Raw genomic sequence first — 26,220 nt, forward strand, 5'->3', positions numbered from 1 at the left:
AGGGTCAGGATGCGCGGAGCTGCCCGCGGAACCAGGCCCGGTCGGGGTTCACGACGGCCTGATCACCGAGCACGACGGTGGGCACTGTCTCGTTGCCGCCAGCTACCGCCCGAACGGCGGCGGCAGCGGCCGGGTCACGCCAGATGTCCACCCAGTGCGCCCGCCGGGCGAGCCCGCCGAGAGAGAACCGGAGCCGCAGGCAGTAGTGACAGCCGGGACGCCAGTAGACGATCGGCCGGCCGTCGACGGCGCTGGCCCGTTGCGCCTCGGCGGCGTCCACCGAGCGGGGAAAGGCCCACGGCGACAGCAGCAGCGCCAACACCAGGAAGACCAACAACTCGACGCCACCGACGACGGGCAGACCGTCGGCCAGTTGCGTCACCGCCACCAGCACACCGCAGGTCGCCATCAGGATCGCCAGAATCCACCGTCGCAGCACGCCGAGCACCCTACCTCCAGGTACGCGGATGGCCGCTGTTCCGGCCAGGTGGGCGGCTGGCATACCTTGACAGGCATCGATGTTAACGCCAACATGAACTCCGCCACCTGGTAGCAACGCCACCGTCACATTCCCAGCCCTTCGTGCCTCTCCCCCGGTCCTGTCCGACGTCACCGCTCGGCGTCGGCCGGATCGGCTACGGCATCGCCGCGGTGCTGAAGGTGCTGGTGAATGGCCATCCCAAGCTCGCGGAGGACAGATGCCGCTGCCGTCCCGTCGAACCGACCCGAACACCCGTCGGGCCGTCCACCGGGGGCCTGCCGGCCACGGCGTCCCTCGGCGGGTGCGGTCGCTGCTGGCCGCGGTCCTGGTGGTGCTGTCCGTGTCGGCCGGCCTGCCCGTGGCCGCGCCCGCGCACGCCGCGCCCGCCGTCAACTACACCAACCCGCTGGTGAACCAGCGGGCCGACCCGCACATCTTCCGGCACACCGACGGCTACTACTACCTGACCGCGACGGTGCCACAGTACGACCGGATCGTGCTGCGCCGGGCCACCACCCTGCAAGGGTTGGCAACGGCGGCGGAGACGACGATCTGGAGCCGCCACACCAGCGGAGAGATGGGCGCCCACATCTGGGCGCCAGAGATCCACTTCATCAACAACCGGTGGTACGTCTACTTCGCCGCGGGCCGGACCGACGACGTGTGGCGGATCCGGATGTACGTGTTGGAGAACGCCAACGCCAATCCGTTGACCGGTTCGTGGACCGAACGCGGCCGGATCACCACACCCTGGGACACCTTCAGCCTGGACGCCTCGACCTTCGTCGCCAACGGGGTGCGCTATCTGACCTGGGCCCAGCAGGAGCCGGCCATCGGAAACAACTCCAACGTCTACCTCGCCCGGATGGGCGCCAACCCGTGGCAGATCACCGGCACCGTGACCCGGCTCGTCGTCCCGACGTACGACTGGGAGACCCGCGGCTACCGGGTTGCCGAGGGACCGGCGGTGATCCAACGGAACGGCCGGATCTTCCTGACCTACTCGGCCAGCGCCACGGACGCCAACTACTGCCTCGGGATGCTGAGCGCCTCCGCCAGCGCGAACCTGCTCGACGCCGCCTCCTGGAGCAAGAGCCCCAGCCCGGTGTTCGCCAGCAACGCCGCCACCAGCCAGTACGGCCCCGGCCACAACTCGTTCACCGTCTCCGAGGACGGGCAGAGCGACATCCTCGTCTACCACGACCGGAACTACCGCGACATCACCGGCGATCCGCTCAACGACCCGAACCGACGGACCCGGCTACAGAAGGTGTACTGGAACGCCGACGGCACCCCGAACTTCGGCATCCCGGTGCCCGACGGGGCCACGCCGGTGCGGCTGCGGTCACACGACCAGGCGAGCAGCTACATCCGGCACTACGACTACCGGGCGCGGGTCGAGCCGAACGTGACAAACCTGGCCGACTCCCAGTTCCGCATCGTCAGCGGTCTCGCCGGCGGCGGTTCGGTGTCGCTGGAGTCGACCAACTTCCCCGGTTACTACCTACGTCACCGGGGCTACGCCCTGTACGTGGAGAAGAGCGACGGCTCCGCGCTGTTCGGCGGCGACGCGAGCTTCCGCCGTCAAGCCGGCCTCGCCGACAGCGCCGGGATCTCCCTGGAGTCGCAGAACTTCCCGGGCCGCCACGTGCGCCACCGCGACGGACTGCTCTACATCGAGGCCGTCAGTTCGAGCGCCGAACGCGCCTCGGCCACCTTCCACCTGGAGTAACCGCTCACAGGTCGAGGTGCCCACGGTCGTCGACACCCGTTCCGGTTCGCCCGGAGCCCATTCCAGCCAGGAGGAGCGATGCCCTTCAGCAGCACGAGAAGACCGTCCGGCGGTGGGTCGTTCCGTCGCGGCCGGCGTACGGGCCTGGTGCTCGCCATGATCACCACGCTGGTCGGCGCCGCCGGTGCCGTTCTGGTCGGCGCACCGCCGGCAGCAGCGGCGAACATCGACACCAACGCCTACTACGTCCTGGTCAACCGGAACAGCGGCAAGGTCCTCGACGTCCGGGACACCTCGACGGCGGACGGCGCGGTGATCCAGCAGTGGTCCCGTAACGACGGCGCGTGGCAACAGTTCCAGTTCGTCTCCTCCGGCAGCGGCTACTACCGCCTCAAGGCCCGGCACAGCGGCAAGGTCGTCGACCTCTGGGAGTGGAACACCGCCGACGGCGCCGAGTACCGCCAGTGGTCCGATGTCAACGGCACCAACCAGCAGTTCCAGGTTCTCGACTCCGACGGCGGCCACGTCCGGCTGATCAACCGCCACTCGGCGAAGGCACTTGAGGTCTGGGAGCGGTCCACCGCCGACGGCGGTCGGATCAGCCAGTACGCCGATCTGAACGGGACTAATCAGCAGTGGCAGCTGGTCGCGGTGGGAGGTGTCAGCACGCCGCCGACCACCGGCTGTGGCAGCGGGTCGACGAACGCCGAGGCCGTACTGAGTGGGAGCACCTGGACGGCCCGCAACGGCTCGTCGACGGTCTACTCGGGTTCGGACATGTTGTCGGCGATGCAGGCGGCGGTCAACTCGCTCTCGGCGGGTCGTACGTCGAAGCAGCGGGTGGTGGTTCGCGGCTCCGGCTCGATGAGTGCGGGCTCGCGGTTGTCGCTGCCGTCGTACACGACCCTGGCCGTGTGCGGCACGATCAACGTGACCGGGTCGGGCTCGGGTGACCAGGCACCGGTGTACTCGCGGGGAACCACCGACGTCGAGGTGCAGAACCTCACGCTGACCGGTTCGCCGTTGTACGGAATCTTCATGCGCAACGTGAACAACCTGACCCTCGGGCAGATCGACATGCGGCTCTCCGGCGGTCTGGGCGTACGCATCGACAACCACGGGGGAGATCGAGCGGTCAAGGTGCGCAACATCCGCATCGACACCGTGTACGTGTCGGGGACCGGCACCCACGGGGTGGAGACGTACGGCGTGGACGGTCTGACGATCGGCACTGTCACCGCGAGGAACACCCGGGATTCCGGTCTGCTGCTCAATGACACGATCAACGCCACGGTGGGCACTGTCGACGCGCAGGGCGCCGGAGCCGGAACCGGGTACGCGGCGTTCCGGATGGCCAACCGCAACGGCCGGGTGGGCAACTCGTATCCGACCAACATCCGGGTCGGGACCGTGCTCGCGTCCGGTGGTGGCCGGGGGATCTTCTGCGTGTCCGAGTCCGGTGGCGCTGTCATCGACCGGGTGACGATCTCCAACACGGGGAACAACGCGATCCTGGTGGAGAACTGCTACAACGTCGTCATCGCCGGGGTTTCCGGGACGGTGACGGGCGGCGGCGAGGTGCGGATCGCGGCCCGGAGCGAATTCCCGATCTCCTCTGGCATCCGGTTCCAGAATCTGACAGTCAGCGGCACCAACATCACCCAGAGCCCCTGCGGCGGGGCGAACAACACGATCAGCAACGTCACCCGGGTGAACTCGACGCTGACCTGGTGTTGACCCGGTGCGGAGCGGCCGCCCGGATCGGGGCGGCCGCTCCGAGCCGGATCGTGGTCGGTGCGCCGGCCCGGGCCGGTGGCGGGGTTTCGCCCGCTGGCGCTTGCGGGTAGCGATGGCCCATGAACCGCAATCTCGTCAAGGCTCTGCAGGTCGCGTGGGAGTTGCCGGAGTTCCGCACCGGGGTGCGGCACGTCGTCGATCTCGATGAGATCGCGGTGCTGCTGGCCACGCTGTCCGTTCCGGACCATGACCACGAGGTGGAACGCAGCCTGCTGAGCCTGCTGCGGTCCGCCCTGGACACTGTCGAGATTCGCGAAGCGGTGTTGCTGCTGCTGGAGCAGGACGACGTGCGCAGGCCGCTCGTCGCGGCCGCGGTGGAGCCGCTGGCGGACCGGCCGGGTCAGGCTGCCGCCATCGCGTCGGCGGCCGAGGATCCTGTGGTGCGGCGTGAGGTGCGGGCGGTGCTGGCCAGCGCCAAGGTGCGCGAGCTGATCTGGCAGGCGATCGAGAACCAGCTGAGCGAGGACCGGTTCGGTCTGGTCCGCCGAACGGCGGTGCTGTTCGTGCGGCACCCGAGCGTCCGGCGCCTCGCCTGGGCCCTGCGCCGGCACGGCGTGTTGCGCGAACTACGCCGCAACCGGTGATCGACGCCAGCCGGTGCCACCGGCACCGGCTGGCACGACCCTGGACGGCAGATCACCGACGACGACGGGCCATCCACTGCCAGATGTGGGTGCCGTTGAGGCTCGGGTCGTTGCGGGCCACGTAGATCCAGGACCAGTGGCCGGGGAACTGGTAGCCGTTCCAGACGACGTGGTCGTACAGGCTGACCAGTGATCCCGGGATGAGGTCGTGGGCGTGGATCGTGTTGGTCTCGGGCGGCACCGTGTCGTCGTCGAGCGAGGTGACCAGCCAGGTCGGAGTCTGGATCTGCGCCAGCTCCGCGTCGGTGATCAGCGGCGGGCCCTCCCCGCTGAGCGGCTCGACGATGCCGCAGATCGGCACCGACGCGGCGAACAGGTCGGGGTAGGCGACTGTCATCTCCAGTGACATGTAGCCACCGTTGCTGCACCCGACCACGTAGATCCGGTCCGGATCAACATGCTTGCGGCGGACGAGGTCCTGGACGATCTCGCGGATCAGCGGGGCGAAGCGGGGGCCGTCCTCCATCCAGTAGGAGGTGCTCTGCGGAGCGACGACGTACGCGCCGGAGAAGATCCGCTGGGCCTGCGGGGTGGCGAAGCCAAGTGCGCCCCGGTTGGCGCGCAGCGTGGTCTCGTTGTCGTAGTAGCCGTCCGGCAGCGAGGCGCCCTCGCCGCCACCGTGCAGCCAGAGGATCAGCGGCCGCCTACCGTGCCGGGGCGAGTGGTCGGGAGAGTAGAGCCGGTACTTCATACCCGAACCCGAGACGTGGTGGCTGAAGGCGTCGACCTCGGGGTTGGACAGCCGCCCCTGCACGAAGCGCGTGATGGTGAGCGGCGAGCCGTGGCGTCGGACGATCGGGGTGTTCTGGGTGATGGTGTAGACGAGGTCCAGCCGGACGTTGCGGCCCCTGCTCAGGATGTAGCCGAGGGTGCCACCGCCGGGTTGACCCTCGGCGTGGCTCAGCTCCAGCACGATGTTGCCGTGCCGGTCGAGCCGGGCGGCGGTCACCGTGCGGTCCAGGTCGTACTCGCTGAAGATCAGGTCGCCGGGGGCGATCGGGATCGGGCTGGTGGCCTTGGCATGCACGCTGAACGTGCCGGGAGTCAGCCCGGCCGGATCGATCGGCCCGAGCCGGGCGGTGTCGAGGGTGACCGAGGTGACCTGCTCACCACCGTCGAGCGTTCTCGCGTCGAGGGTGAAGCTCACGCTGGTGGGATGCTGGCCACCGGCGTGGGCGGCGACGCCGGGCAGAGCCAGGCCGATGGCGGCACCGGCCCCTCCGGCCAGAACGGTGCGACGAGTGACAGGCGTGGACATGCGGCCCCCGTACCTCACAAATTAGACGAGCGTCGATGACATCTCAACGTAACTCGATGGAGATCAGCTGGCAACCGGTGCGGGCACTGGACTCCACCCCGCCTGATCCACCAGCAACAAGGCCACCCGAGTCGTACTTTGGGACGATCTGAAGTCGCACCACCGTTCGTACGATGAATCCCATGCACCCTCGCCTGCACGCGGTGTTGGCCGAGCCGCGTGTCTCCCCCGCCCCGTCCCGGGTGTGGCGCGACTGGGCGGTGGTCGCCGTCCTCGGGCCGGCGATCGTGGTGGAAGCAATCTTCCGACCTGATCTGCCCTGGCGGGTGGGCTGCGCCGTCGTCGCGCTCGCGCTGCTGCCCACGCTCCTGTGGCGGCGCATCGCGCCGCTCGCGATGGTGGTGATCGCGTTCGGCTGCACGACCGTCGCCCCGTTCGTGCTGCCCGGCGATCCGTGCCAACTGTTCACGGCGAGCTTCCTGGTCGTCCTGGTCCACGCGCTGTTCCGCTGGGGTTCCGGCCGGGATGCCGTGCTCGGCTCGTTCTTCGTGGTGGCCAAGGTGACCACCGCCGGTCTGGTCGGGTCGGTCGACGGTGGCGAGTTGATCGCCGGCTTCGCGGTGATGTTCGCCGCCGCCACGCTGGGTGTCGCGATCCGCTTCCGCGCCGCCGCCCGGCTGCGCGAACTCGATCAGGTGAAGCTGTTGGAGCGGGAGCGGCTCGCCCGTGACCTGCACGACACTGTGGCGCACCACGTGTCGGCGATGGCGATCCGCGCCCAGGCCGGCATCGCCGCGTCGGCGGGCCAGCCGGGTGCCGCCGTCGAGGCGCTGCACACCATCGAGGCCGAGGCGTCCCGTGCGCTTGCCGAGATGCGGTCGATGGTTCGCGTCCTGCGGCGCGACGAGCCGGCCGACCTGGGGCCCAACCCGCAGGTCGCCGACATCGGACGGCTCGCCGGGCAGTTCCGCACCGGGCCGACCGTCGACGTGGAACTGTACGGCGACCTCGGCGATATTCCGCCCACTGTGGGCTCCGCGCTCTACCGCCTCGCCCAGGAGTCGGTCACCAACGCCCGACGCCACGCCCGCCACGCCACCCGCATCGAGGTCAGCGTCGCTGCCGACGACACGTCCGTGCGCCTACGGGTCAGCGACGACGGCGAGGCCGGCACCTCCCGTCCGGCCGGCTCGCCCGGTTTCGGCCTGGTGGGCATGATGGAGCGTGCCGATCTGCTCGGCGGCACCTGCGAGGCCGGCCCCAACCCGGGCCGTGGGTGGACCGTCACGGCAGTGCTGCCGCGCGAGGGGGTCGGCAGGTGACGGTTCGCGTGCTCGTGGCGGACGACCAGGAGATCGTCCGTACCGGGCTCACCATCATCCTGAACACACAGCCCGGCATCGAGGTCATCGCTGGGGCCTGTGACGGCCGGCAGGCGGTCGCGCTCGCCCGGCGGCTCCGCCCCGACGTGTGTCTGTTCGACATTCGGATGCCGGACATGGACGGCATCGAGGCCACCCGGGCGCTCGCCGGGCCAACGGTCCCGGACCCGCTCGCGGTGGTCGTCATCACGACCTTCGACCTCGACGAGTACGTGTACGCGGCACTACGGGCCGGCGCCCGCGGCTTCCTGCTCAAGGAGGCCGGTCCCGCCCTGCTCAGTCAGGCGGTGCACGCCGCCGCGAACGGGGACGCGCTGATCGCGCCGAGCGTCACCACGCGGCTGTTGAAAGCGTTCGCCGAGGCGGATCCGGCCGCGCCGCGCACGCAGCCCGTCGAGGCGCTCACCGACCGGGAGGAACAGGTCCTGGTGGCCGTCGCGCGGGGGCGCACCAACAAGGAGATCGCCGACGAGCTCTACATCACGTTGAGCACCGTCAAGTCGCACGTCACCAGCCTGATGACCAAGCTGGGGGTGCGTAACCGGGTCGAGGTGGCGATGTGGGCGTACGAGACCAACCGCAGCCGACGGCACTGGTGAGCGACGGAAGTACGACGACGGCGTCCGACCATGGGCCGACCCGATCGCGGCCCATGTGCCGATGAGCGGGGGCGGGTACGGCGTCCACCATCGGTGGCATGACGATCCGCGAGTGGCGGCTACCGGCCGCGTTGATCCTGCTGGGCCTGATACCGATGCTCGCCGGCGCGGGACGGCTCACCGAGCTGGGCAGCGGACCGGAGGTCACCCCGGCCAACGCCCGCTTCGTCGCCGATCCGCTGCCGGTGGTGCTGCACGTCGTCGGCGCGGTGGTCTACACGATCCTCGGCGCGTTCCAGTTCGTGCCCCGGCTGCGCCGCCACTCCTGGCACCGCCGTGCCGGCCGGGCGCTCGTCCCCTGCGGGCTGGCGGTGGCGTTCACCGGCCTGTGGATGGCCGTCGCGTACGACCTGCCGGCCCACGACAACGACGTGCTCGCCGGTATGCGGCTCGTCTTCGGCTCGGCCATGGCCGGCTCGATCCTGCTCGGTCTCGCCGCCGCGCTGCGCCGGGACATCGCCCTACACCGCAGGTGGATGGTGCGCGGCTACGCGATCGGCCTCGGCGCCGGCACGCAGGCGTTCACCCACGCGCCGTACCTGATCGCGACCGGGGAACAGCCCGACGGGAACCTGCGGGCCGGCCTTGTGGTCGCCGGTTGGGTGATCAACCTTGCGGTGGCTGAGTGGTACCTGCGCCGTCCGGCGCGGGTCGTCACCGCGCCGGCCCTCAAGCTGAGCTGAGCCCGCCGGCCGTCGGTGACCGGCTCAAGCCGCCCCGGATGTCCTCCTCGATCCGCTTCGCGGCGGCCAGCAGCGGCGGGAGCAGCTCCCGACGGATCATCTCGAAGGACCCCCGGGTGGCGTGCGCGGAGACGTTCACCGCGGCGATCACCGACCCGTTCTCGCCGTGGATCGGCGCGGCCACGGAGCGCAGGCCCTCCTCCAGCTCCTGGTCCACGATGGCGTACCCCTGAGCGGCGATCTTCGTCAGGACGGTGCGCAGCTTCGCCGGGTCGGTGACCGTGCGCCGGGTCAGCGGCCGCAGCTGCGCGGTGGCGAGGTAGTCGTCCAGCCAGTCCGCCGGTTGCGCGGCGAGCAGCACCCGACCCATGGAGGTGGCGTACGCGGGGAAGCGCGTCCCGACGCTGATCCCCACCGTCATGATCCGCTTGGTGGGCACGCGGGCGACGTAGACCACCTCGTCGCCGTCGAGCACCGACACCGAACAGGACTCGTGCACCAGCGCGACGAGCGCCTCCATGTGCCGCTGGGCGAGCTCGGGCAGGCTCAGGCTCGACAGGTACGCGTAGCCGAGTTCGAGGATCCGTGCCCGCAGCGAGAAGAGCCGACCGTCGGTGTGCACGTACCCCAGCTCGACAAGCGTGAGCAGGAACCGGCGCGCCGCGGCCCGGGTCAGCCCGGTGCGTCTGGCCACGTCGCTGAGCGTGAGCTGCGGGTGGTCGCCGTCGAACGCCCGGATCACCGCGAGGCCGCGCTCCAGCGACTGAACGAACTCCGGCGACCTCGTCGCCTCCTCGCTCACGCTCACCCGGCCTCCTGCCGCAGGGTCTCCCGGGCCACCTTGAACGCCCGGTTCGCCGCCGGTACACCAGCGTAGACGCCGACCTGGAGCAGGACCTCCGCCACCTCCTCCGGGCTGAGTCCGTTGCGCAACGCGGCCCGGACATGCATCGCCAACTCCTCGTCGTGGTGCAGGGTGGCGAGCACGGCGAGGGTGATGCAGCTACGGGTTCGCCGGTCGAGGCCCGGCCTGCTCCACACCTCGCCCCAGGCGTAGCGGGTGATGAAGTCCTGGAAGTCGGCGGTGAACTTGTCGGTGCCGGCGACCGCGCGGTCCACGTGTGCGTCACCCAGCACCTGTCGTCGCACCGCCATGCCCGCCTGGTGCCGCTCGTGGTCGTTCACCCGTCACCCCGTCCCTCGTGGAAGTGTTCCAACAGGAGTCGGCACACCTGCTCGGGTTGCTCGACGTTGGCCAGGTGCGCCGCCGCGTCGACCACGGCCAGCCGGGCCCGCGGGATGCGCTCGACGATCTCGCGGGCGTGCGCCACCGGGGTGGCCGTGTCGTCCGCTCCCGCGATGACGAGCGTCGGCGCGACGACCCGGCCGAGGTCAGGTCGGAGGTCCATGGTGGCGATCGCCTCGCAGCAGGCGGCGTATCCGGTCGGCGCGTTCGCGGTCAGCATGGCTCGGTGGGTGGCGACCACCTCCGGCCGGGCCGTGGCGAAGGCCGGGGTGAACCAGCGGGCCACCACCGCGTCGGCGATCGCCGACATCCCGCCGGTGAGTACCGTGGCGGCTCGCTCCCGCCACTGCTCCGGTGGGCCGAGCGACGCCGACGTGCAGAGCAGCGCCAGCCGCCGCACCCGGTCCGGCGCGTACGCGGCGAGCCACATGCCCACCATGCCGCCGAGGGACAGCCCCGCGTAGTGGACCCACTGCACGTCGAGGTCGTCCAGCGTCCGCAGCAGTTCCCGGCCCAGCAGGTCCAGCGTGTACGGCCCGGGCGGCACGGCGGAACGCCCGTGGCCGAGGTGGTCGTAGCGGATGACTCGGAACCGTTGGGCGAGCGCCGGGACCTGGGGTTCCCACAGGGCGGCGGCGGTGCCCAGGGAACTGCCGAGCAGCAGCACCGGCGCGGCGGCCGGGCCGTCGACTGTGAGATGCAATCGGGACGTCATCGGCCCACTCCTCGGGCGGCTGCCAGCGCATTGTCGACGAACCGGCCGGCCGAGCCGAGCCAGCGGTGCGGGTCGAGCGCCTCGGCTATCTCCGTGTTGGACAGGTGGGCGCGCACCTCGGGGTCGGCGAGCAGCGCGGCGCGGAACGAGGGCTTGGAGGCAGCGCGGGCCACGAGGTCGTGTGCGACGCCGCGACCGACAGCGGGCGCCAGTCGCGCGGCCACGGCCTCGGCGAGCAGCAGGCCGCCGGTAGCGTCGAGGTTCTCCCGCATCCTGTTCGGACGGACCTGTAGGCCGTGCAGCATCCGCGCGCACCGGGCGGAGGCACCGCCGGCCACGTGCAGCAGCTCCAGCAGGGGCTCCCACTCGGCGTGCCACGCGCCCGCGGCCCGCTCGTGCTCCTGCACCGCCGTGGCGAACAGGGTGGCGACGAGACCCGGGCCGCGTCGCGCCGCGGCGGTGAGGAGCACCGAGTCCACGGGGTTGCGCTTGTGCGGCATTGCCGAGGAACCGCCGCGTCCGGCACCGCCTTCGGCGACCTCGCCCACCTCGTTCTGGGCAAGCAACCCGACGTCGAGGGCGACCTTACCGGCGGCGACGAGCAACCCGCCGAGGGCGGCGGCCAGGTCGAGCCAGGGCTGGCGACGGGTGTGCCAGGGCAGCGGGCTCGGCGGGAGGCCCAGGTGCGCCGCGATCCGCTCGGCGACCTCGGCGCCGGCCGGCCCGTACGCGGCCAGGGTGCCGACCGCGCCACCAAGTTGCGCAGGCTGTGCGGTGCGGGTCTGACGCAGTCGGTCCCGGGTCTCGACCAGCCCGGTCAACCAGCCGGCGGCCTTGAGCCCGAACGTGGTGGGCGCCGCCTGCTGCCCGAGGGTCCGGGCGACCATAACGGTGTCCCGGTGCGCGTCGGCCAGCTGGGCGGCGGCGTCCACGGCGGCGTCGAGGTGACGCAGCAGCGGCCCGAGCGCCCGCACGGCCACCAGGACCAGCGCGGTGTCCAGGACATCCTGGCTGGTCGCTCCGAAGTGCACCCAGGCTCGGGCCTCCTTCGGCACGGCGGCGGTCAGCTCACCCACCAGTGGGACGACCGGGTTGCCCGTGGCGTCGGCCGCCCGGCCGAGCGCTCCCGGGTCGTACCGCTCGGCGCGGCACTGCTCGACGATCGCCGTGGCCGCCGGCGGGGGCAGGATGCCGGCGTCCGCCGCAGCCCGGGCGAGTGCGGCCTCCACGTCGAGCATCGCCTGAAGCACTGACGGGTCGCTGAGTTCCGCGTCGACGTCCGGGGCGCCGGAGAGGCCGCCGAGCAGACCGTCAGACGGCGAAGAAGACGGTCTCATGGTCGCCCTGCAGGTGGATGTCGAACCGGAACCCGTCCGGGGCGGGACTCGCCAGCAGGGTGTCGAGGCGGTCGGCGTCGACGATGCGCAGCACGGGGTCGGCGGCGTTCGCCGCCGGCTCGTCGGGGAAGTAGAGCCGCGTGACGAGGCGGTGCAGCAGCCCACGCCCGAAGACCGACAGGGTCAGGTGGGGGGCTTCGGTGCCGCCGTCCGGCTCGGGCAGCGAACTCGGCTTGACGGTCAACAGCCGGTACCACCCCTGCCCGTCGGTCTCGCTCCGACCGAATCCGCGGAAGCCCGCGAGCGCGGGCGGCCGGGCACCCCGTGGGTCGTCCGGATGGTCGAACCGGCCGTCCGGGTCGGCCTGCCAGCTCTCCACCATCGCGTCGACCACCGGCGTTCCGGTGCCGTCGAAGACCCGCCCCCTGATCCAGAACGCGCCCGGCGTGCCCTCGGGTACGACGTACGGGCCGTCGGGCCAGCGGAGGCCGATGTGCAGGTACGGCCCGACGGTCTGCGCGGGCATGACGCCCAACTGCTCAGTCATCGTCGTCCTCGTCCTCGAAGGGGGTACCTTCCCGACCGCGCAGCACGATGTCGAACTCGTAAGCCAGTGCCCACTCCGGTGCGGTGGTCGCGTGGTCGTACCGGGCGATCATCCGTTCCCGTGCCTTCGGGTCAGGGACCGAGTTGAAGATCGGGTCCTGGAAGAAGAGCGGGTCGCCCGGGAAGTACATCTGCGTGACCAGCCGCTGGGTGAACGCGCGGCCGAAGAGGGAGAAGTGGATGTGCGCCGGCCGCCAGGCGTTGTCGTGGTTGCGCCAGGGGTAGGCGCCGGGCCGCACTGTGATGAACCGGTACCGCCCCTGGTCGTCGGTGAGCGCCCGGCCCACCCCCTCGAAGTACGGGTCGAGCGGGGCCGGCCAGGTGTCCCGGGCGTCGCGGTACCGGCCGGCGGCGTTGGCCTGCCAGATCTCGACAAGCGTGCGCGGCACGGGTCGACCGTCACCGTCACGAACACGCCCGTGCACGATGATCCGTTGTCCCTGCGGCTCGCCGTCGTGCTGGCGGGTCAGGTCGTGGTCGAGCGCCCCGAGCCGTCCCTCCCCCAGTAGCGGTCCGGTGACCTCGGTCAGCCGCTGCGGCAGGTGGATCAGCGGGTGTCGCGGCGCCCGCGTCACTGTCGACCCGTAGCCGGGGCTGAGCAGTGGTGGGTGGACGTCGACGTCGTCGCGCCGGTACCGCGGTAGCACGAGGCGCCTGTCTGCCCCGGCGTCCTGTGTGGTCATCGTCGTCTCCCGTCGGACTTCGTCGCCTCCAGTGCCCGCAGCGCCACGAGTTCCCGCGCCGTCGGGGGTTCACCGGTGGTCAGCCCGTCGGCGACGGCGAGGTCCCAGCCGGTGGCCGCCCGCGCCTGCTCCCGGGTCACACCGGGGTGCAGGCGGGTCAGCGTGAGCTCGCAGGTCACCGGGTCGGGTTCGAGGACGCCGAGATCGGTGATCACCACGCGGGGGCCGGCGCCACGCAGGCCGAGTCGCTCCCGGTCGCCCGGGCCGGTTCCGTAGCCGACCGAGGTGACGAAGTCGACCCGTTCGGTGAACGTCCGGAGGTCCTGCCGGACGATCACCACGACCTCCCCGCAGGAGGCGGCGATCTCCGGGGCGCCACCGGCGCCGGGCAGCCGGATCTTCGGGGCGGCGTAGTCACCGCCGACGACAGTGGTGTTGATGTTGCCGTACCGGTCGAGCTGCGCCGCCCCGAGGAAGCCCACGTCGATCCGGCCCGGCTGGAGCCAGTAGTTGAACACCTCGGGCACCGACACCACAGCGTCAGCCGATTCGGCGAGGACCGCGTCCCCGATGGAGAGCGGCAGCCGGTCTGGCTTCGCGCCGAGGCACCCCGATTCGTAGATGAGCACCAGGTTCGGGGCGTGGGTCACCCGGGCGAGATTCGCCGCGGTGCTGGGCAACCCGATCCCCACGAAGCAGGCGGTGCCGTCGCGCAGTTGGCGGGCGGCGGCGACAGTCATCATCTCGTCGGCGGTCCAGTCAGCCATCGCGTTCCCCCCGCTCGCCGCGCTGACTCATGCCGCCGCCCCGGCCGTGTGCACGTGCTCGTCCAGCCAGGCGCGGAAGGTGTCGCGGTGCCGGCTGACGGCGTCCCAGTCCCGGTAGAAGTCGTTGTCCCGTACCGAGTAGCCGTGGGCGTAGGAGGGGTGCGCGCCGCCGGGCACCTCGGCCACCGCGGTGACCGCCCAACCAGGCAGGACCACCTGCCCGGGTACGGGTTCCAACTCGTCCACGATCTCCTCGACGGTGACCAGGGACCGGTGGGCGGCGAGCACGGCTTCCTTCTGCACCCCGGTGATGCCCCACATCTGCACGTTGCCGTCACGGTCGGCGCGCTGGGCGTGCACCACAGTCACGTCGGGACGCAGGGCGGGGACGGCGGTGAGCGTCTCGCCGGTGAAGGGGCAGGTGATGGGCCTGATGTTCGTCGTGTGCCCGGGCAGGTCGGTGCCTGTGTAGCCGCGCAGGACGGCGAACGGCAGCCCGGACGCCCCGGCGACGTACCGGTTCGCCATGCCCGCGTGGCTGTGCTCCTCCAGCTCGAGCGGACGCGGCCAGGCGTGCTGCACGGCGTCCCGGAAGCGGTGCAGCGACCCGACGCCCGGGTTGCCGCCCCAGGAGAAGACCAGGCGGCGGGCGCAACCCGCGCCGATGAGCTGGTCGTAGATGACGTCGGGGGTCATCCGCACGAGGGTCAGCTCCTGCCGTCCCTGGCGGATCATCTCGTGACCCGCGGCGAACGGGATGAGGTGCGTGAACCCTTCCAGGGCCACCACGTCACCGTCGCGGACCAGGTGCGCCACACCGTCGGCAAGCGAGACGAGCTTCGCCATGGGCCTCCCCGCATCCTGCGACATCCGCGCTGCCGCCAGCTGTTCGCCATGCGGACTGCCGTACTCATATCGAACGTACGACGGAGGACGACATCCGTCAACGACAGGTTGGCCGGGCACGACCGGTGTCGTCCACTGTGTTCGGCAGTCACGTCGGCCGATGCGTTGACGCGAGCCGGGCCACGTGCCAACGTTCAAGCAGAGAACGGCCGTTCGGTACGCGAACACCTCCGAGGAGGACCGCCATGACACTGCTGGACGCCACGACCTGGCAGGGCACCCTGCACAGCGACGGCTGGGTGAAACCCGCCGGCGGCACGGCGCCCGTGCGATCCCCCGCCACCGGAGAGGAGATCGGCCAGGTCGGCGTGGCGAACGCCGAGGACGTGACGCGCGCCTGCGCCCGCGCCGCCACCGCCCAACGCGCCTGGGCCGCCACCGGTTACGCCGTGCGGGCCGCGGTGCTGCGCCGGGCCGGGCAACTGTTCGAGCGGCACGCCGCCGAGATCGCCGACTGGATCGTGCGGGAGTCCGGGTCCATCCCATCCAAGGCCCGCGTCGAGATCGCCGCCGCCGCGCAGGAATGCTACGAGGCGTCGGCACTGGCCTCGCACCCGCTGGGCGAGATCATCCCGAGCGCGCAACCGCGGCTCAGCCTGGCCCGCCGGTTGCCCGTCGGCGTCGTCGGGGTCATCGCGCCGTTCAACTTCCCGCTCATCCTGGCCACCCGTTCAGTGGCCCCGGCCCTGGCGCTGGGCAACGCCGTGGTGCTCAAGCCCGACCCGCGCACCGCAGTCTGCGGTGGCGTCGCGATCGCCCGGGTCTTCGAGGAGGCCGGCCTGCCCGAAGGGTTGCTGCACGTCCTTCCCGGCGGGGTGGAGGCCGGCGAGGCGCTGGTGGCCGACCCGAACGTACGGGTGATCAGCTTCACCGGCTCGACCGCTGCCGGCCGCAAGGTCGGTGAGGCGGCGGCACGCCACCTCAAACGTTCGCACCTCGAACTCGGTGGCAACTCGGCGCTGATCGTCCTCGACGACGCCGACCTGGACCTCGCTGTCTCCGCCGGCGCGTGGGGGTCCTTCCTGCACCAGGGTCAGATCTGCATGACCACCGGCCGGCACCTGGTCCACGAGAGTCTGTCCGAGCGCTACGTCGAGCGGCTGGCGGAGAAGGCGAACCACCTGCCGGTCGGCGACCCGGCGAAGGAGCAGGTGGCGCTCGGGCCGATCATCGACGAGCACCAGCGCGACAAGATCCACGCACTGGTCACCGCGAGCGTCGACGCCGGTGCCCGGCTGGCCGCCGGGGGCACGTACGAGGGACTGTTCTACCGGCCGACGGTGCTCACTGACGTCACCCCCGCGACCCCGGCGTACGCCCAGGAGGTCTTCGGCCCGGTCGCCCCGGTGATCACCTTTGCCGACCAGGACGAGGCCGTCGAGTTGGCCCGCCAGACCGAGTACGGCCTGTCGCTGGGCATCTTGAGCCGTGACGTGATGAGGGCGATGGCCCTCGCCGACCGGATCCCCAGCGGCATCGTGCACATCAACGACCAGACGGTGAACGACGAGGCGGTGGCGCCGTTCGGTGGGGTGGGAGCGTCCGGTACCGGCTCCCGGTTCGGCGGGCCCGCGGCGAACGTCGAGGCGTTCACCGAGACCCAGTGGCTCACCGTGCGCGGCGCCATCACGCGGTACCCGTTCTGACACCGGGAGGATCGGGCATGGCGGGAATGCGTACCCAGGTCGGCATCGTCGGCGCCGGGCCGGCGGGGCTCATGCTGTCGCACCTGTTGCACCTGCGCGGAATCGAGTCCGTGGTGCTGGAGAGCCGCAGCCGCGACCACGTCGAGCACCGGCTCCGGGCGGGCGTCCTCGAACAGGGCTCGGTCGACCTGCTCTGCCGCAACGGCGTCGGCGAGCGGCTGCAACGGGAGGGACTGCGCCACGAGGGCATCGAGCTGCGCTTCGCCGGGGAGTCGCACCGGGTGCCGATGGCAGACCTGACCGGGCGGGCGATCACCGTCTACGGACAGCAGGAGGTGGTCAAGGACCTGATCGCCGCCCGGCTCGCGGCCGGTGGCTCGATCCTCTTCGAGACCGAGGCGGTACGCCTGGACCGGCTGGACTCGGACTCCCCGGTTGTCCACTTTCGACGCGACGGGAAGGTCCAGGAGCTGCGCTGCGACTTCGTGGCGGGCTGCGACGGGTTCCACGGGGTGAGCCGCGGCGCGGTGCCGGAAGGGGTGCTGACCACCTACGAGCGGGTGTACCCGTTTGCCTGGTTGGGCGTCCTCGCCGCCGCACCGCCGGCGGTGGACGAACTCATCTACGCCAACCACGAGCGTGGCTTCGCCCTCTACAGCATGCGCTCCCCCGAGATCTCTCGGCTGTACCTACAGGTCGCGCCCGACGAGGACATCGCCGCGTGGCCGGACGAGCGGATCTGGACGGAGCTGCGGGCACGGTTGGAGACGGTGCCGGGATGGTCGCTCAACGAGGGGCCGATCCTGGAGAAGTCCATCACCCCGATGCGCAGTTTCGTTGTCGAGCCGATGCAGTGGGAGCGGCTGTTCCTGGCCGGGGACGCCGTGCACATCGTCCCACCGACCGGCGCGAAGGGGATGAACCTCGCCCTCGCTGACGTCGCGCTGCTGGGGGATGCCTTCGCCGCCTGGTACGACCGGGGCAGCACAGATCTGCTGGAGGCCTACTCGGCCACGGCGTTACGTCGGGTCTGGCGGGCCCAGCACTTCTCCTGGTGGATGACCTCAATGCTGCACCGGCTGGAGCGCGACGACCCGTACGAGACGAAGCTCCAGACCGCCACGCTGAGGTACGTCGCCACCTCTGAGACGTACGCCGCGAGCCTGTCCGAGAACTACGTGGGCCTGCCCGAGGTCTGAACGCGAGCGTGCGAGACGTCACCACAGCAGAGCGTTGTTCAACTTATTTCTGACGGGCGTCAGAAATTGTTGACTTTCAATGCCGGGGTGACTGACCATGGCCAACACAGCGAAGTGCGCCCCCGCGCCGCCGTTGGTCACCTGAAAATCCGAGGCACCCACCACCCCCGCCCAGGAAGGGCCTCGTCCATGAAGAAGGTCATGGCTCTCGGGCTGATCGCCGTCACCGCGATCGCCCTCACCGGATGCACCGACTCCGACGCCTCCAACCCGTCCGAACAGACCTCGGGCGACCTGCGCAAGGTCCGGGTCGCGGCGCTGCCCATCACCGAGACCGCCGCGCTGTGGGGCGGCATCAAGGCCGGCGTCTTCGCCGAGCGCGGCCTCCAGGTCGAGGTGCTGCCCGCCCAGGGCGGCGCGCAGGCCATTCCCGCGCTCCTGAACGGCGACATCGACTTCGCCATCGGCCAGCCCTTCGGGCCGTTCCGGGCCGACCTGCGGGATCTCGGCGTCGTCATCATCGGCAACTACGCCTCCTCGTACGCCGACGGCGACGACATCAACGCCGTGGTGGCCTCGGCGAAGTCAGGCATCAAGCGGCCGGCCGACCTCGCGGGCAAGCGGGTCTCGGTCAACAGCCTGGGCGCCGCCGGCGATGTGACGATCATGGCGGCGGTCGAGAAGGACGGTGGCGACCCGTCGAGAATCAAGTTCGTCGAGGTCGCCTTTCCGGACGCCCCGGCCCAACTCGAATCCGGCAACATCGACGCCGCCTGGGTGCCGGAGCCCTTCGTCACCCAGTTGAAGACCCGCGGCGACACCTTCATCGTCGCCCCCTACCAGGCGGTGGTGCCCGGCCTGACCACGCTCACCACCATCACCACCAGGGAACGCACGGAGAAGGACGCCAAGCTGGTCGAGGACTTCACGGCGGCGATGAAGAAGACGTTGGAGTGGGCCAAGGCCCCCGCCAACGAGGCGGCGCTTCGGCAGGCCATCAAGGACAACCTTCAGCTGCCCCCACCGGTGGCCGAGTCGGTGCGGCTACCGGCCTTCGGTTGGGAGGTCGACCGGTCGAGCCTCCAGACGCTCGCCGAGCTCGCGCAGAAGTACAAGGTGCTCGACAGGCAACCCAACCTCGACCGTCTCATCCAGCAGCAGTAGCCGGCGCGATCCCGCCCTCACTGGCCCCAGCGGGGAGGGCCTCGTCGCCCGCCTGACGACGGGAGTGACATGCGCGTGTTTCCCACCCGACGCCTACGCGCGTTACGCAAAGCGATGCTGGGCGTCGTCGGCCTGACCGCGTTCCTCGTCGTCTGGCAGCTGATCCCGACGCTGGGCCTGATCGACCCGCTCTACCTGCCGTACGTGACCGACGTGCTGGCGCGGCTTGTCGAGCAACTCGTCGACCTCGCGTTCTGGCGGCGGCTGGGCAGCACCATGACGTCCTGGGCGATCGGCCTGACGGTGGCGACGGTCGCCGCCGTCGTCCTCGGCACGGTCGTCGGGCTGGTGCCGTTCCTACGGCGCGCGACCCACACCATGGTCGAGTTCCTGCGACCGATCCCGTCGGTCGCCCTCATCCCGCTCGCCGTGCTGATGTTCGGCATCCAGCGGCAGGCCGCCCTCGTCATCATCATCTACGCGTCGTTCTGGCAGGTGTTCGTGCAGGTCATCTACGGCGTCGCCGACGTCGACTCGGTGGCTCGCGACACCGCCCGCAGTTTCGGTCTGAGTCGGCGGGAACAGCTGTCGCACCTCGTCCTGCCGACCACCCTGCCGTACCTCATGACCGGCCTGCGGCTCGCGGCGGCGGTCGCGCTCATCCTCGCCATCACCGCGGAGATGGTGATCGGCAACCCCGGTCTCGGGCGCATGATCGAGCTGTCCCGGTCCGCCGGAGACGCCGCCGGCCTGTACGCGCTGGTCGTGGTCACCGGCCTGCTCGGGCTCATGGTGAACATCGTCTTCCGGTTCATCGAGCGTCGGGTGCTGTCCTGGCACCAGTCCGTACGAGGAGAGGAGGCGCTGTGACCACGTACCCCGGGCGGATCGCCACCACGGCACGCAGCCGGACGGTCGGAACCCGGATCGCGGCGAGCATCCTCTACCCACTGGGCCTGCCGACGATGCTGCTGGTGGTCTGGGGCCTGGCGGCGACGAGGGCGACGAACCGGTTCTTCCCCGACCCGTTGACGATCGCCAGAGCCTTTCGGGAGACCTGGGTCGGTCCGGCCTTCGTCGAGGACGTCCTGCCGAGCCTCGCCCGCCTCGGCCTCGGTGTCGCCGCGTCGATAGTGCTCGGCATCGGCGCCGGCACCGTCATCGGGCTGACCCCCTGGTTGCGGGAACTCCTCGAACCGCTGCTGGAGTTCCTCCGGGCCATCCCGCCGCCGGTGCTGATTCCGGTGGTGATGCTCCTGCTCGGAATCACCGACACCATGAAGGTGGTCGTGATCGTCTCCGGCGCGGTCTGGCCGATCCTGTTGAACACGATCGAGGGTGTCCGGGGAACCGACAGCGTAATGAAGGAGACCGCGGAGTCGTTCCAGGTCTCCTGGTGGGAGCGGCTCTGGTTCCTCGTACTCCCAGCTGCCAGCCCACGGATCATGGCCGGGGTTCGTCAGGCCCTCTCGGTCGCGCTGATCCTGATGGTCATCTCCGAGATGTTCGCCTCCTCCTCCGGCCTCGGCTACCGCATTGCCTACTTCCAGCGCAACTACCTGATCGCCGAGATGTGGAGCGGCATCCTCCTCCTCGGTCTCGTCGGCGTTCTCCTCGCCGTAGCTTTCGGTCTCGTCGAACAGCGCGTTCTGCGCTGGTACCACGGAGTCAGGGAGGTCAACCGTGCCTGATCGGAGCAGTCTGCTGCTGGTGGAGCACCTGCGGAAGGTCTACGAGACCACCACGGGCAACGTCGAGGCGATCGGGGACATCAGCTTCACGATGGACGCCGGTGAGCTCGTCTGCATCGTCGGGCCGTCCGGTTGCGGCAAGACCACCCTGCTGAAATGCCTCGCCGGCCTGCTGCGCCCCACCAGCGGCCTGGTCGAGATGGACGGCTCTGCGGTGACCGGGCCCAGCCCGGCTATGGCGGTCGTGTTCCAGGAGTACGGTCGCAGCCTCTACCCCTGGCTGACGGTGCGCGGAAACGTCGAGCTTCCACTGCGGCACAAGAGGCTCAACCGCGATGCCCGAAACAAGCTGGTCGTCGACGCTCTTGAGGCGGTGGGTCTCGGGCACGCCGCGCTGAGCCACCCGTGGCAGCTCTCCGGGGGGATGCAACAGCGCGTGGCGATCGCGCGGGCCATCGCCTATCAGCCCGACGTCCTGATCATGGACGAACCGTTCGCCGCCGTGGACGCGCAGACCCGGGCCGACCTGGAGGACCTGGTCCGCGAGCTGCACGCCAGCCGGACCATCTCGGTTGTCTTCGTCACCCACGACATTGACGAGTCGGTGTATCTCGGTCAGCGGGTTCTAGTATTGTCCACGTCGCCGACCTGGGTCCAGGAGGACCTCGCGATCGACCTGCCGCCGGAGCGCGATCAGATCACGACCCGCGCTCTGCCCCGTTTCACGGAACTGCGGACGCACGTCTACGACCAGATCCAGCGGGCCAAGCGCGGGCAGGCAGTGGCCCCGCGATCCGCGCGGTGATCGGCGGCCAACCAACGAGTTCGCCGAAGGGAAGGGCTGTGGGTAGTCGTCAGCCGAAGCAGTTGTTGCTCGCGTTCTTCGGGGAGCACGTCGTCGACGGTGACACGGGACCGATCCGGGCGAGCGTCCTGATCAACGTGCTGGAGGGCGCCGACGTCGCCGCGCCGGCCACCCGCGCGACCCTGGACCGACTCGTGCACAGCGGCATCCTCGCCCGCAGCAGGAGCGGCCGGGAGACGCTGTTCTCGCTGACCGAGCACGGGGTCGCGGTGTTGCGCGAGGCGACGTACCGCGTTCGCGGGCCGCGGCCGTTCGACCCACAGGGCAACGGGTGGACCCTTGTCACCTTCTCGATCCCGGAGGGCCAGCGGATGCTGCGGCACCGACTGCGCTCAACCCTCATCTGGGAGGGCTTCGCGCCGATCCGGGACGGGCTCTGGCTCGCGCCTGGCGAGGTCGACCTCGCCGGCTCGTTGGAGCCGCTGCGGCAGGACCTCGCGCCCAACACCGTGGTCGCCTTTCACGCCCGCGAACTCGCCGGGTTCCCGATCGGCGAGAGCGTACGCGCCGCGTGGGACATCGAGGCGATCCGGCGCGCCCACCTGGCCTTCATCGACGTGTGGGACGACCCGTCCGCGACGGCGATGGCACCGAGCGCCCTCACCGTACGGACGATGCTGGTGGCGGACTGGCTCGCGCTGCTGCGCACCGACCCGAGGCTGCCGGCCGAGTTCATGGACGACGAATGGCCCGCCACGAGATCGGTGGAAACCTACCGCCGGACGCACGAGAAGCTGGCCGAGGCGTCAGCGGCGGAGTTCGCCGAACTCGTCGCGGCCCGGCCCGCCGCTAGGAGCCGAATCGGGTCCTCAGATCGGCCTTCCGCACCTTCCCCGACGCCGTCCGCGGCAGCTCATCCACGATGACCACGTTCTTCGGGAGCTTGTAGCGGGCGATCCTGCCGTCCAGGCACGCCCGGACGGTGGCGGTGTCCACCGACGCCCCCTCCCGGACGGTCACGATCGCCCACGGCACCTCACCCCAACGCTCGTCCGGCACGCCGATGACCGCCGCCGAGGTCACCCCGTCGACCTCGGTGAGCAGCTGTTCGAGTTCGAGCGGGTAGATGTTCTCGCCCCCCGAGATGATCATGTCCTTGAGTCGGCCGGAGATGTAGAGGTAGCCGTCGGCGTCCAGGTGTCCGAGGTCGCCGGAGCGGAACCACCCGTCGGCCGTGAACGCCTCGGCGGTCGCCTGCGCAAGGCCGTGATAGCCGGGGAAGACGTTGGGCCCGGCCACCTCGATCTCACCGACAGCGCCGGTGGGCACCACAGCACCGGCCGCATCGGTGATCCGCACATCGGTGAAGAAGTGCGGCAGACCGACACTGCCCTGCTTGACGCGGGTCATCGTCGGCGGCAACGCGGTCGCGCCCGGCGCGGCCTCGGTCATGCCGTAACCCTGCGAGAACGACAGGCCCCGCGCCTCGTACGCGTTGAGGATGCGGGCCGGCACCGCCGAACCTCCGCAGGTGAGCTTCGTCAGCGTGGACAGGTCGGTCGACGCCCAGGCGGGATGGTCGGCCATGAGCTGGTACGTGGTCGGCACGCCGCTGAGCATGGTCACCCCGTGCCGCTCGATCTGCGCGAGCGCGCGGCCCGGCTCGAAGCCCTTCTCGATCACCATCGTGGCGCCCTTGAGGATGACGGGCAGGGCACCCATCCCGAGCGACGCGACGTGGAACAGCGGCGAGATCATGAGCGCGACGTCAGTGGAGACGACGTCGTAGTCGACCACACAGTTGAGCGCCACCCAGGTGAGGTTGCCGTGGGTCAGCACGGCACCCTTGGCCCGGCCGGTCGTGCCCGAGGTGTAGACGATCGCCGCCGGGTCCTCGTGAGCGGTGTCGACCCGGCCGGTGAACGGGGAGACGGCGGCCCGCGCCAGGCGGGCAAGCCCGTGCCGGTCCGCGGTGCCCTCACCGTTGACGATGACGTACGGGGTCCGGACGGTCGGCGCGGCGGAGGCCACCAGCGCCGCGAAGTCCGGGTCGTGGATCAGCACCCGCGCGCCGCAGTCGGCGAGGACGGCCACGATCTCGGGTGCGGCGAGCCGGGTGTTGATCGGCACGAAGACGGCCCCGACCTGCGCCGCCCCGAACATCACCAGGAGGAGCTCGGGGCTGTTCTCGCCCAGGTAGGCGACGCACTCACCCCTGCCGACGCCTCGCTCCCGCAGCACCGCCGCGATCCGGTCCGCGGCGTCGGCGAACTGTCCGTACGTCATGGGCGGCCGGTCGCCGTGGATGATCGCGACCTGGTCCGGGGACTTCAGCCGGCGCTTGGTCACCCAGGCGCCAATTCCGTGCTGCTGCATCATCATTCTCCCGGGGGGTGGAGGTGGTGTGCTCGCCCGGCTCGTCGGATGCCCCCGGGCCTCAGGCGTAGAAGCGGTACAGCCCTCGCGCGACGACCGCCGGCTTGGCGCCGCCCTCGATCTCGATCGTCTGGTCGACGGCGATCTGGTAGCCGCCGCGCACCTCGACGACCTCGACGACTGCGGCCCGCATGCGTACCCGTGCCCCGACCACGACCGGCGCGGGAAAGCGCACCTTGTCGAGGCCGTAGTTGACCTTCGTGGTCACACCCTTGACCTCAAGCAGCTCGGTCCAGAACGGAACGGCCAGGGAGAGGGTGAGGAAGCCGTGCGCGATCGGCGCGCCGAACGGCCCGGTCCTCGCCCGTTCGGGGTCGACGTGGATCCACTGGTGGTCGTCCGTCGCGTCCGCGAACAGGTCGACCTGGTCCTGGGTGACAGTGCGGTACCCGGTGTGGCCGAGATCGGTGCCGGCGAGGTCGCCCAGCCGCTCGTAGGTGATGGTCGTCGTCATGGCGCTTCCTCTCGTCGTCACCGGGCAAGGCCCAGCAGGCGGGCCGCGTTGTCCTTGAGGATGCCCGGGAGCACGTCCGGCTTGAGATCGGTCGCTTGCACGTCGCGCAGCCACCGGTCGGGGGTGAGCAGGGGGTAGTCGGTGCCGAAGAGCACCCGTCGCTTCAGCACCGAGTTGGCGTGACGCACCAACTCGGCCGGGAAGTACTTCGGGCTCCAGCCGGACAGGTCGATCCAGGTGTTGTGCTTGTGCGTGGCCACCGACAACGCCTCGTCCTGCCAGGGCACCGACGGGTGGGCCATGATGATCTGAAGGTCGGGGAAGTCGGCCGCGATCGGGTCGAGCAGGATCGGATTCGACAGGCCGAGCCGCAGGCCGTAACCGCCCGGGGTGCCGGCGCCGATGCCGGTCTGCCCGGTGTGGAAGAGCGCCGGGACGCCGGCCCGCTCAAGCAGGCCCCACATCGGCGCGTACTCGTCGTGGCTGGGGTCGAAGCCCTGCACGGTGGGGTGGAACTTGAAGCCTCGTACGCCTTCCTCCTCGATCAGTCGGGCGGCGAGGTCGAGGGCGGCCTGGCCCGTGCGCGGGTCGACCGACCCGAACGGGATCAGCACGTCGGCGTGCTCTGCCGCGGCACGGGCGATGTCGGCGCTCGACAGTGGCTGGTGCTTCAGTTGGGTACGCGCGTCCACTGTGAAGACGACGGCCGCCATGCTCCGCTCGCGGTAGTACTGGGCCACCGCGCCGACCGCCGGCCGTGGGCCGTCCGTCTTGAAGTACGCCGACGCCGCCGCCACGAGCGGTTCGGGCAGTGAGGTGTGACTGTGGTCGTCGACCTCGATGTGCACGTGCATGTCGATCGCCGTGACGGTGTCGAGGTCGATCGCGGGCTGGTACATGGGGCCAACCTTCGTCGGGGCGGGTCAGGACGTCGCGGGCTCGAACTCCTCGGGGAGGTCCGGGAAGCGTTCGCCGACGCTCTGCTCGGCGCCGACGAACGTCGTCGGCCAGGCGTCCACGAGCGCCTCGTACGTCCAGCCGCCCTCGCGGTGGGCGGTCAGCGCCGCCTCCGGATGGGTCCAGATCTGGAGGCGGTCCCCTCCCACACCGATCACCTGCCCGGTCACCGAGGCCGCCGCGTCGGAGCCGAGGAACGCGACGAGCCCGGCCGCGTCGTCCGCCGTGCCGAACCCCAGGCCGTGTCGGAAGAACGCGGGCATCGGCTCGCCGTTCGCCTCGGCGCGTACGGCCGCGGCGAAGTAGGGGACGGTGGCGGTCATCGCGGTCGCGGCGACCGGAACAACGGTGTTGGCGGTGATGCCGGCCCGCTTGAGCTCGAGCGCCCAGGTACGGACCATGCCGACGATGCCCGCCTTGGCGGCCGCGTAGTTGGTCTGGCCGAAGGTACCCCGCTGCCCGGTGGGTGACCCGACGCAGATGATCCGGCCGCCCTCGCCGGCCCGCCGCATGTGCTGCACCGCCTCGCGCACTGTGGTGAACGTGCCGCGCAGGTGCACGTTGATGACGGTGTCGAAGTCGTCGTCGCTCATCTTCCACAGCACCGTGTCGCGCAGGACGCCGGCGTTGGTGACGAGGATGTCCAGCCGTCCGAAGTGCTCGACCGCTGTGCTGACGAGCTCCTTGGCGGTCTCGGTCGGACCGACCGGTGCCACCACCGCGACGGCCCGACCGCCGGATGACTGGATCGCCGCCACCGCGTCGGCGGCAGCTCCGGCGTCGACGTCGTTGACCACTATCGAGGCGCCCCGCCGCGCCAGCTCCTGGGCGTAGGCCAGGCCGAGGCCCCGCCCGGCTCCGGTGACGATGGCAACCTTGCTGTCCAGTGACATGGGTGCTCGCTTTCGTCGATGCCGATCCGCGCACGAAGGTGGGGAGTGACACGCGCACGGGCAACGTAATGCAGATTTT

General features: G+C 70.5%; 27 protein-coding genes. 13 read left to right on the top strand and 14 right to left on the bottom strand.

Annotated features, from left to right (window positions below; translation table 11 throughout):
• Window positions 1-4 precede the first annotated feature (4 nt).
• Window positions 5-439 carry a glutaredoxin domain-containing protein gene (locus ACFYPG_RS04375; RefSeq protein ID WP_387350196.1) on the bottom strand — a complete coding sequence of 145 codons (435 nt, stop codon included), beginning with the start codon at window positions 437-439 and terminating at the stop codon, window positions 5-7.
• A gap of 259 nt (window positions 440-698) precedes the next feature.
• Here ACFYPG_RS04375 and ACFYPG_RS04380 point away from each other — a divergent pair, with 259 nt between their 5' ends.
• The 3 genes from ACFYPG_RS04380 (at window position 699) to ACFYPG_RS04390 (ending at window position 4,594) form a co-directional block, all read left to right on the top strand.
• Window positions 699-2,213 carry a family 43 glycosylhydrolase gene (locus tag ACFYPG_RS04380; RefSeq protein WP_387350198.1) on the top strand — a complete coding sequence of 505 codons (1,515 nt, stop codon included), beginning with the start codon at window positions 699-701 and terminating at the stop codon, window positions 2,211-2,213.
• 78 nt (window positions 2,214-2,291) lie between these two features.
• Window positions 2,292-3,950, top strand: a complete 1,659-nt coding sequence (locus ACFYPG_RS04385; RefSeq protein WP_387350200.1) for an RICIN domain-containing protein — start codon at window positions 2,292-2,294, stop codon at window positions 3,948-3,950.
• 119 nt (window positions 3,951-4,069) lie between these two features.
• A complete protein-coding gene (locus ACFYPG_RS04390; protein WP_387350202.1) occupies window positions 4,070-4,594 on the top strand; it encodes a hypothetical protein in 525 nt (174 codons plus the stop codon).
• Between the two features lie 52 nt (window positions 4,595-4,646).
• Here the strand turns inward: ACFYPG_RS04390 and ACFYPG_RS04395 are convergent, their stop codons facing one another.
• A complete protein-coding gene (locus tag ACFYPG_RS04395; protein WP_355006305.1) occupies window positions 4,647-5,912 on the bottom strand; it encodes a prolyl oligopeptidase family serine peptidase in 1,266 nt (421 codons plus the stop codon).
• 182 nt (window positions 5,913-6,094) lie between these two features.
• Between ACFYPG_RS04395 and ACFYPG_RS04400 the strand changes: the two genes are divergently transcribed.
• The 3 genes from ACFYPG_RS04400 (at window position 6,095) to ACFYPG_RS04410 (ending at window position 8,636) form a co-directional block, all read left to right on the top strand.
• Window positions 6,095-7,234 carry a sensor histidine kinase gene (locus tag ACFYPG_RS04400; protein WP_387350204.1) on the top strand — a complete coding sequence of 380 codons (1,140 nt, stop codon included), beginning with the start codon at window positions 6,095-6,097 and terminating at the stop codon, window positions 7,232-7,234.
• The gene (locus ACFYPG_RS04405; protein WP_355006307.1) at window positions 7,231-7,893 is read left to right on the top strand and encodes a response regulator transcription factor; all 663 of its coding nucleotides are present in this window, start codon (window positions 7,231-7,233) and stop codon (window positions 7,891-7,893) included. Before ACFYPG_RS04400 ends, ACFYPG_RS04405 begins: the two co-directional genes overlap by 4 nt.
• A 98-nt stretch (window positions 7,894-7,991) precedes the next feature.
• A complete protein-coding gene (locus ACFYPG_RS04410; RefSeq protein ID WP_387350206.1) occupies window positions 7,992-8,636 on the top strand; it encodes a DUF2306 domain-containing protein in 645 nt (214 codons plus the stop codon).
• On the opposite strand, the gene ACFYPG_RS04415 is transcribed toward ACFYPG_RS04410, so the two are convergent.
• Genes ACFYPG_RS04415 through ACFYPG_RS04450 form a run of 8 tightly spaced genes read right to left on the bottom strand, consistent with a single transcriptional unit; the run spans window position 8,623 to window position 14,836 of the window.
• Window positions 8,623-9,444, bottom strand: a complete 822-nt coding sequence (locus tag ACFYPG_RS04415) for an IclR family transcriptional regulator (RefSeq protein ID WP_387350208.1) — start codon at window positions 9,442-9,444, stop codon at window positions 8,623-8,625. The two genes, ACFYPG_RS04410 and ACFYPG_RS04415, sit on opposite strands and share 14 nt — an antisense overlap.
• A complete protein-coding gene (gene pcaC / locus ACFYPG_RS04420) occupies window positions 9,441-9,821 on the bottom strand; it encodes a 4-carboxymuconolactone decarboxylase (RefSeq protein WP_355006310.1) in 381 nt (126 codons plus the stop codon). Before pcaC ends, ACFYPG_RS04415 begins: the two co-directional genes overlap by 4 nt.
• The gene (gene pcaD / locus ACFYPG_RS04425; RefSeq protein ID WP_387350210.1) at window positions 9,818-10,597 is read right to left on the bottom strand and encodes a 3-oxoadipate enol-lactonase; all 780 of its coding nucleotides are present in this window, start codon (window positions 10,595-10,597) and stop codon (window positions 9,818-9,820) included. Before pcaD ends, pcaC begins: the two co-directional genes overlap by 4 nt.
• A complete protein-coding gene (pcaB, locus tag ACFYPG_RS04430; RefSeq protein WP_387350212.1) occupies window positions 10,594-11,934 on the bottom strand; it encodes a 3-carboxy-cis,cis-muconate cycloisomerase in 1,341 nt (446 codons plus the stop codon). Before pcaB ends, pcaD begins: the two co-directional genes overlap by 4 nt.
• Window positions 11,909-12,481: a protocatechuate 3,4-dioxygenase subunit alpha gene (gene pcaG / locus ACFYPG_RS04435; protein ID WP_387350214.1), complete on the bottom strand. Its 573-nt coding sequence runs from the start codon at window positions 12,479-12,481 to the stop codon at window positions 11,909-11,911. Before pcaG ends, pcaB begins: the two co-directional genes overlap by 26 nt.
• Window positions 12,474-13,223, bottom strand: coding sequence for a protocatechuate 3,4-dioxygenase subunit beta (pcaH, locus tag ACFYPG_RS04440; RefSeq protein ID WP_355006314.1), 750 nt, complete (start codon window positions 13,221-13,223; stop codon window positions 12,474-12,476). Before pcaH ends, pcaG begins: the two co-directional genes overlap by 8 nt.
• Window positions 13,220-13,990 carry a CoA-transferase subunit beta gene (locus ACFYPG_RS04445; protein WP_387350216.1) on the bottom strand — a complete coding sequence of 257 codons (771 nt, stop codon included), beginning with the start codon at window positions 13,988-13,990 and terminating at the stop codon, window positions 13,220-13,222. The genes pcaH and ACFYPG_RS04445 overlap by 4 nt, the downstream gene beginning before the upstream one ends.
• Before the next feature lie 27 nt (window positions 13,991-14,017).
• Entirely contained in the window at window positions 14,018-14,836 is an 819-nt protein-coding gene (locus tag ACFYPG_RS04450) for a CoA-transferase (protein WP_355006316.1), read from the bottom strand.
• A gap of 245 nt (window positions 14,837-15,081) precedes the next feature.
• On the opposite strand from ACFYPG_RS04450, the gene ACFYPG_RS04455 reads away from it, so the two are divergent.
• The 7 genes from ACFYPG_RS04455 to ACFYPG_RS04485 all read left to right on the top strand — a co-directional run bounded on the left by ACFYPG_RS04455 (window position 15,082) and on the right by ACFYPG_RS04485 (window position 22,327).
• A complete protein-coding gene (locus ACFYPG_RS04455; protein ID WP_387350218.1) occupies window positions 15,082-16,542 on the top strand; it encodes a benzaldehyde dehydrogenase in 1,461 nt (486 codons plus the stop codon).
• Window positions 16,543-16,559: 17 nt separating this feature from the next.
• Window positions 16,560-17,741, top strand: a complete 1,182-nt coding sequence (pobA, locus tag ACFYPG_RS04460) for a 4-hydroxybenzoate 3-monooxygenase (protein WP_387350220.1) — start codon at window positions 16,560-16,562, stop codon at window positions 17,739-17,741.
• 189 nt (window positions 17,742-17,930) lie between these two features.
• Window positions 17,931-18,905, top strand: a complete 975-nt coding sequence (locus ACFYPG_RS04465) for an ABC transporter substrate-binding protein (protein WP_355006319.1) — start codon at window positions 17,931-17,933, stop codon at window positions 18,903-18,905.
• Window positions 18,906-18,974: 69 nt separating this feature from the next.
• Window positions 18,975-19,775 carry an ABC transporter permease gene (locus tag ACFYPG_RS04470; protein ID WP_387350222.1) on the top strand — a complete coding sequence of 267 codons (801 nt, stop codon included), beginning with the start codon at window positions 18,975-18,977 and terminating at the stop codon, window positions 19,773-19,775.
• Window positions 19,772-20,596 (top strand): ABC transporter permease, encoded by an 825-nt coding sequence (locus tag ACFYPG_RS04475; RefSeq protein ID WP_387350224.1) that lies wholly within the window; start codon window positions 19,772-19,774, stop codon window positions 20,594-20,596. Before ACFYPG_RS04470 ends, ACFYPG_RS04475 begins: the two co-directional genes overlap by 4 nt.
• Window positions 20,589-21,401: an ABC transporter ATP-binding protein gene (locus tag ACFYPG_RS04480; protein ID WP_387350226.1), complete on the top strand. Its 813-nt coding sequence runs from the start codon at window positions 20,589-20,591 to the stop codon at window positions 21,399-21,401. The genes ACFYPG_RS04475 and ACFYPG_RS04480 overlap by 8 nt, the downstream gene beginning before the upstream one ends.
• A gap of 38 nt (window positions 21,402-21,439) precedes the next feature.
• Window positions 21,440-22,327 (top strand): PaaX family transcriptional regulator C-terminal domain-containing protein, encoded by an 888-nt coding sequence (locus ACFYPG_RS04485; protein ID WP_357202699.1) that lies wholly within the window; start codon window positions 21,440-21,442, stop codon window positions 22,325-22,327.
• On the opposite strand, the gene ACFYPG_RS04490 is transcribed toward ACFYPG_RS04485, so the two are convergent.
• The 4 genes from ACFYPG_RS04490 to ACFYPG_RS04505 form a co-directional block, all read right to left on the bottom strand.
• A complete protein-coding gene (locus ACFYPG_RS04490; protein WP_387350228.1) occupies window positions 22,251-23,777 on the bottom strand; it encodes a long-chain fatty acid--CoA ligase in 1,527 nt (508 codons plus the stop codon). The two genes, ACFYPG_RS04485 and ACFYPG_RS04490, sit on opposite strands and share 77 nt — an antisense overlap.
• Before the next feature lie 61 nt (window positions 23,778-23,838).
• On the bottom strand, window positions 23,839-24,291 hold the full coding sequence (locus ACFYPG_RS04495; RefSeq protein WP_387350230.1) for a MaoC family dehydratase: 453 nt from the start codon (window positions 24,289-24,291) through the stop codon (window positions 23,839-23,841).
• Between the two features lie 17 nt (window positions 24,292-24,308).
• Entirely contained in the window at window positions 24,309-25,190 is an 882-nt protein-coding gene (locus tag ACFYPG_RS04500) for an amidohydrolase family protein (RefSeq protein WP_387350232.1), read from the bottom strand.
• A gap of 24 nt (window positions 25,191-25,214) precedes the next feature.
• Window positions 25,215-26,141: an SDR family oxidoreductase gene (locus tag ACFYPG_RS04505; RefSeq protein WP_387350233.1), complete on the bottom strand. Its 927-nt coding sequence runs from the start codon at window positions 26,139-26,141 to the stop codon at window positions 25,215-25,217.
• Between the last annotated feature and the right edge of the window lie 79 nt (window positions 26,142-26,220).

The organism is Micromonospora sp. NPDC005553 (assembly GCF_042871765.1).
In the GTDB taxonomy this organism is placed as follows: domain Bacteria; phylum Actinomycetota; class Actinomycetes; order Mycobacteriales; family Micromonosporaceae; genus Micromonospora.

Bases quoted from the DNA above. Each gene is read 5' to 3' on its own strand.
- ACFYPG_RS04380 (WP_387350198.1), top strand. From the start codon at position 699: ATGCCGCTGCCGTCCCGTCGAACCGACCCGAACACCCGTCGGGCCGTC.
- ACFYPG_RS04385 (WP_387350200.1), top strand. From the start codon at position 2,292: ATGCCCTTCAGCAGCACGAGAAGACCGTCCGGCGGTGGGTCGTTCCGT.
- ACFYPG_RS04390 (WP_387350202.1), top strand. From the start codon at position 4,070: ATGAACCGCAATCTCGTCAAGGCTCTGCAGGTCGCGTGGGAGTTGCCG.
- ACFYPG_RS04395 (WP_355006305.1), bottom strand. From the start codon at position 5,912: ATGTCCACGCCTGTCACTCGTCGCACCGTTCTGGCCGGAGGGGCCGGT.
- ACFYPG_RS04400 (WP_387350204.1), top strand. From the start codon at position 6,095: ATGCACCCTCGCCTGCACGCGGTGTTGGCCGAGCCGCGTGTCTCCCCC.
- ACFYPG_RS04410 (WP_387350206.1), top strand. From the start codon at position 7,992: ATGACGATCCGCGAGTGGCGGCTACCGGCCGCGTTGATCCTGCTGGGC.
- pcaD (WP_387350210.1), bottom strand. From the start codon at position 10,597: ATGACGTCCCGATTGCATCTCACAGTCGACGGCCCGGCCGCCGCGCCG.
- pcaB (WP_387350212.1), bottom strand. From the start codon at position 11,934: ATGAGACCGTCTTCTTCGCCGTCTGACGGTCTGCTCGGCGGCCTCTCC.
- pcaG (WP_387350214.1), bottom strand. From the start codon at position 12,481: ATGACTGAGCAGTTGGGCGTCATGCCCGCGCAGACCGTCGGGCCGTAC.
- pcaH (WP_355006314.1), bottom strand. From the start codon at position 13,223: ATGACCACACAGGACGCCGGGGCAGACAGGCGCCTCGTGCTACCGCGG.
- ACFYPG_RS04445 (WP_387350216.1), bottom strand. From the start codon at position 13,990: ATGGCTGACTGGACCGCCGACGAGATGATGACTGTCGCCGCCGCCCGC.
- ACFYPG_RS04450 (WP_355006316.1), bottom strand. From the start codon at position 14,836: ATGGCGAAGCTCGTCTCGCTTGCCGACGGTGTGGCGCACCTGGTCCGC.
- ACFYPG_RS04455 (WP_387350218.1), top strand. From the start codon at position 15,082: ATGACACTGCTGGACGCCACGACCTGGCAGGGCACCCTGCACAGCGAC.
- pobA (WP_387350220.1), top strand. From the start codon at position 16,560: ATGGCGGGAATGCGTACCCAGGTCGGCATCGTCGGCGCCGGGCCGGCG.
- ACFYPG_RS04465 (WP_355006319.1), top strand. From the start codon at position 17,931: ATGAAGAAGGTCATGGCTCTCGGGCTGATCGCCGTCACCGCGATCGCC.
- ACFYPG_RS04470 (WP_387350222.1), top strand. From the start codon at position 18,975: ATGCGCGTGTTTCCCACCCGACGCCTACGCGCGTTACGCAAAGCGATG.
- ACFYPG_RS04490 (WP_387350228.1), bottom strand. From the start codon at position 23,777: ATGCAGCAGCACGGAATTGGCGCCTGGGTGACCAAGCGCCGGCTGAAG.
- ACFYPG_RS04495 (WP_387350230.1), bottom strand. From the start codon at position 24,291: ATGACGACGACCATCACCTACGAGCGGCTGGGCGACCTCGCCGGCACC.
- ACFYPG_RS04500 (WP_387350232.1), bottom strand. From the start codon at position 25,190: ATGTACCAGCCCGCGATCGACCTCGACACCGTCACGGCGATCGACATG.
- ACFYPG_RS04505 (WP_387350233.1), bottom strand. From the start codon at position 26,141: ATGTCACTGGACAGCAAGGTTGCCATCGTCACCGGAGCCGGGCGGGGC.